At 70.1% G+C, this 3892-nt stretch carries 4 protein-coding genes; 3 read left to right on the forward strand and 1 reads right to left on the reverse strand.

Going from position 1 to position 3892, the window contains the following annotated elements; all coding sequences use genetic code 11:
- Together RB628_RS39760 and RB628_RS39765 are read left to right on the forward strand one after the other, a co-directional pair.
- On the forward strand, nucleotides 1–253 hold a 253-nt coding region (locus RB628_RS39760; RefSeq protein WP_318325522.1), incomplete at its 5' end, for an STAS domain-containing protein.
- 341 nt (nucleotides 254–594) lie between these two features.
- Nucleotides 595–1923: a cyclopropane-fatty-acyl-phospholipid synthase family protein gene (locus RB628_RS39765; protein WP_318325523.1), complete on the forward strand. Its 1329-nt coding sequence runs from the start codon at nucleotides 595–597 to the stop codon at nucleotides 1921–1923.
- A gap of 744 nt (nucleotides 1924–2667) precedes the next feature.
- On the opposite strand, the gene RB628_RS39770 is transcribed toward RB628_RS39765, so the two are convergent.
- Complete coding sequence (locus tag RB628_RS39770) at nucleotides 2668–3081, reverse strand: MerR family transcriptional regulator (protein WP_318325524.1); 414 nt, start codon at nucleotides 3079–3081, stop codon at nucleotides 2668–2670.
- Between the two features lie 402 nt (nucleotides 3082–3483).
- On the opposite strand from RB628_RS39770, the gene RB628_RS39775 reads away from it, so the two are divergent.
- A partial coding sequence (locus RB628_RS39775; protein ID WP_318325525.1) for a SulP family inorganic anion transporter occupies nucleotides 3484–3892 on the forward strand: 409 nt, incomplete at its 3' end.

The following is a 3892-nucleotide window of genomic DNA, read 5'->3' on the forward strand; positions in this document are numbered from 1 at the left end:
CGCGGTCACCGGCGAGCTGTTCTTCGCCTCCTCCAACGACCTCGTCTACCAGTTCGACTACCGGGGCGATCCGGACGACGTGGTCATCGACCTGACCGACGCCCACATCTGGGACGCCTCCTCCGTAGCCGCCCTGGACGCGATCGAGACCAAGTACGCCCAGCGGGGCAAGAAGGTCACCATCGTGGGCCTGAACAAGTCCAGCGCGGAGATGCACGACAAGCTGGCCGGCCAGCTCACCGCCAGCCACTGAGACCGGCCGCCCCTCCTCCCGCGGACCACGCGGTGCGGGAGGGGGCGGCCATGTGTGCGCGGGCCGGACCCGGGACCATGCCCTGACCAGCTCCGGGCCCGGCCCGCGCGCATCCCGACGCCTGACCTGGTGACCGTCATGTCCCGGCCCCGCGCCGCGACACCGATCGCCCACGCGATCGCGGAAGCACCGCGGCGCACCCGGCTCCCGCCCGGACCACCTCTCGGCCGGTCCTGAGCACGTGGTGCACACCTGAAATCTGTTCGCTCGGCCCGGTTGCCCCGGCGTCTTCCACCAGCGCCCCGCTCTGGGCAGCGCTGACCATCCTGGAGGTTTGGATCATGACTGACGCGGCCACGCGGCTGGCGGAACTGGTGAGGCAGGCGGTGGGAAGACCGCTGCCGCTGCGGCTGCGCGCCTGGGACGGCAGCGAGGCCGGTCCGGCCGAGGGCCCCGTCCTGGTCGTCCGCGACCGACGCGCCCTGCACCGCCTGGCCTGGAAGCCCGGCGAACTCGGCTGGGCCCGCGCCTGGGTGGCCGGCGAAGTCGACATCGACGGTGACCTCTACGAGGCGCTGGAGCGGATGGCCGGCGTTGTCTGGGACCGGGGAGAGAGTGGACCGAAGCGGCACGCCGTCCTCGGCGCGCTCGCCGCGCTGCGCGATCCGAGGAACGTGCGGCTGGCAGCCGAGGCCCTCGCGCTGGCGGGACCCGCCCTCCCCCCGGCGCCACCGCCCGAGGAGGCCGGCTCCCGCCGCGGTCCGCTGCACAGTCTGCGCCGCGACCGCGACGCCATCAGCCACCACTACGACGTCGGCAACGACTTCTACTCCCTGGTCTTGGGCCCTTCCATGGTCTACTCGTGCGGCTACTGGGAGAGCCCGGAGGCGACCCTGGAAGACGCCCAGCGTGCCAAGCTCGACCTGATCTGCCGCAAACTCGGCCTGCGGCCCGGCCAGCGGCTCCTCGACGTGGGCTGCGGCTGGGGTTCGATGGTGCTGCACGCCGTCGAGCACTACGGGGTCGAAGCGGTCGGAGTGACCATCTCCGAGGAACAGGCCGGTCTCGCCCGCAAACGCCTCGCCGACGCGGGATACACCGACCGGGCCGAGATCCGCGTCCAGGACTACCGCGAGATCGAGGACGGCCCCTACGACGCGATCTCCTCCATCGGCATGGCCGAGCACGTCGGATCCCCGCAGTTCCGCCTCTACGCCGAGACGCTGCGCCAACTCCTCAAACCCGGCGGGCGACTCCTCAACCACCAGATCTCCCGCCGCCCTCTGAAGGACGAAAGCACCTACGAGATCGACGAGTTCATCGACCGCTACGTCTTCCCCGACGGTGAACTCGCACCCGTCGCCACCACCACCGCGCTCCTCGAAGACGCCGGCTTCGAGGTACGAGACGTGGAAGCGCTGCGCGAGCACTACGCCCACACCCTGCGCGCCTGGGTGGCCAACCTGGAGCAGAACTGGCCCGAGGCCGTACGCCTCACCACGGCCGGCCGCGCCCGGGTCTGGCGCCTGTACATGGCCGCGTCCGCGCTGGCCTTCGAGCGCAACGGCATCGGCGTCAACCAGATCCTCGCCGTACGCACCACCACGGCCGGACAGGCGAAGATGCCCCGCACCCGCGGCCACTGGCCGTACGAGACCGCGACACACTGACCACGGCCGGGCCCGGACAGGCGACCCAGCGGGCTGGACGGCCGACTGCCGTGCAGCCCGCTGCGCAGGGTGCCGATCGTCCGGCGGACCTGGGCCGCCTTCATGGCAGAGGCCGCACGGTCGGGCCGATGCCACCGACTGCCGTCGCTGGGCTCCGTCTTGGTTTCGACCGCCGACTGAACATGCGGCCGGTACCCGTGTCACCGGTCTGTACGGCGAAGGCCGCCGCGCGCACGCTGCCGGGTGCCCGTGGTGGGTTCCGTATCCGGCCGTCCGCCTGTGGTGAGCGGCTCTGGTGCCCGTGTCACCGGTCTGTACGGTGAAGGCCGCCGCGCGCACGCTGCCGGGTGCCCGTGGTGACTGGTTCCGTATCCGGCCGTCCGCCTGTGGTGAGCGGCTCTGGTGAAGGCGGCCCCGGGCCATGCGTACCTATGGAGACCGACCCGGGGCCGCCGCGCCGAAGGGCCTGTCCAGTGGGCGCCTTCGACGCCGCCAACTCTACCGTCACGTCAAGCCGTGATCGAGTTCGCCCACCATGCGGGCCACTTCCCGGTAAGCAGACTCTTGCGTAAGGTGAGAGTTGGATGGTCGGGATGCCGCCGTTCGTTCCGCCTCGGGCCACAGAGGCGGAGCCCCGGCGCTGTCGTCCCGAGGCGGCACCGGCCGCAGCCCGCGAGACTGATCGCATGCCGGTCTCGCGGGTCCGCACATCACCGGCACGGCCGTGATCGGGGCCGGAGTGGTTCAGGTGCCCGGGCGGGCGTCCGGCTGGAGCCGGCGGCGGAGTGTGGTGGCGAAGTCCTCGGCCATCTCCAGCCGGGCCCGCAGGGTCTCGCAGCGGGCGTCGGTCACCTTGCGGTAGGAGTCCAGCCGCTCCTGCAGACGCTCGAGTTCCTCACCGACGGGCCGCTTCTCGGTGGCGGCGAGCCGGTCGGTGATGTCCAGCAGGTCCCGCATCTCCTCCAGGGAGAAGTCCAGCGGCTTCATCCGGCGGATCACCATCAGGCGCTCGACGTCGGACTCCGTGTACAGCCGGAAGCCGCCCTTGCTGCGGGCCGACGGGATCACCAGGCCCACTTCCTCGTAGTGCCGGATGGTGCGCAGAGACAAACCGGTCCGCTCGGCCACCTCACCGATCTGCATCTGCCGCTCACTCATCGCTGCGCCTGCTCCTTCTGATATCCGGATGGTTCCGAAACTGTGAAGTGATCAACGGTACGTGAGATCAATCACGGGTCTCCGGGCCTTGTTTACCTGGGTTTCACAAGCCGCGAGTCGCACTCTGCCATGACGTCAGGGTAGAGTCCTGTGCGTGCTCGTCTCTGTTGTCCAGTACACGGTAGAGGCGACCGGGCCGTAGCCCGGACCCCGACCGGGCTCCGGCGGCCCCCGCAGACTTCCGGGCAATGATGCCCGAACGGTAGCCGTATGGTTGCCGTCCTGTCCGGCAAGGCCCCCGCTGAGGTGGCTGGGCCGCCGGAGGATCCCGTCCCTTTGCGGAATCAGTACGACGCGTGTGCGTTCAGCGGCATGGATGCGCACCTGAACAGAAACGGTTGCATGTCCTCACTGCTGCCCGCGGCCCCGAAGTTCCGCCTGTCCAAGCCGGACTGGCTCGAGTCTCCGAAGGTCCTGCGTACCGAGGTGCTGGCCGGCCTGGTGGTCGCCCTGGCCCTGATTCCCGAGGCGATCTCCTTCTCCATCATCGCCGGGGTCGACCCGGCGGTCGGCCTGTTCGCCTCCTTCACCATGGCCGTCGTCATCTCGGTCGTCGGTGGTCGCAAGGCGATGATCTCCGCCGCGACGGGTGCGATGGCCCTGGTCATAGCGCCGCTCAACCACGAGTACGGCCTCGGCTACCTGATCGCGGCCGTCATCCTCGGCGGCGTCTTCCAGGTGATCCTGGGCGCGCTGGGCGTGGCCAAGCTCATGCGCTTCGTGCCCCGGTCGGTGATGGTCGGTTTCGTCA

The organism is Streptomyces sp. ADMS, assembly GCF_033441795.1.
Lineage (GTDB): Bacteria > Actinomycetota > Actinomycetes > Streptomycetales > Streptomycetaceae > Streptomyces.

Coding starts and splice junctions, on each gene's coding strand:
- RB628_RS39765 (WP_318325523.1), top strand. CDS start 595: ATGACTGACGCGGCCACGCGGCTGGCGGAACTGGTGAGGCAGGCGGTG.
- RB628_RS39770 (WP_318325524.1), bottom strand. CDS start 3,081: ATGAGTGAGCGGCAGATGCAGATCGGTGAGGTGGCCGAGCGGACCGGT.